The sequence below is a fragment of the Vibrio sp. 10N.222.49.A3 genome (assembly GCF_041475145.1).
Taxonomy (GTDB): Bacteria; Pseudomonadota; Gammaproteobacteria; order Enterobacterales; family Vibrionaceae; genus Vibrio; species Vibrio tasmaniensis_A.
Genome location: NZ_JBFRVM010000314.1, coordinates 1 through 376, shown reverse-complemented (window position 1 = coordinate 376; position 376 = coordinate 1). Strand labels below are relative to the sequence as shown.

The window sequence follows — 376 nt, the reverse complement described above, 5'->3', positions numbered from 1 at the left end:
CGGTCACGTTCCGCTATAAGGAGAGCCAGACCAACGCATGGCGAACGCGCACCTTACCGACTCTCAAGTTCTTGCTGCTCATTTTGCAACACGTGCTCCCCAAAGGGTTACAGCGAGTTCGAGATTACGGCTTTTTACGTGGTCAAGCACACGCCTTAAGAGTGCGTATTCAGCTGTTGCTGTTGAACTTGGTCTATAGGATGCCGCCAGTACCAGCACCGATAAGGAGTAAAGCGATACGAGTATGCCCTTGCTGTGCACATGAGATGGCGTGCGTTGGAGTAAGCCGACCCATGTAGCCGAAAGGCATTTGATAATAAGGAGAATGGCATTGACGAAATCAGAGGAGATGTGACGACGAAAGAAACGAAAAACA

General features: G+C 50.0%; 1 protein-coding gene. It reads left to right on the top strand.

Annotation, left to right across the window (positions count from 1 at the left end; translation table 11 throughout):
* The coding region (locus AB4589_RS25335; RefSeq protein ID WP_372101949.1) for a transposase at window positions 1-299 on the top strand (299 nt) is incomplete at its 5' end.
* Window positions 300-376: the final 77 nt, after the last annotated feature.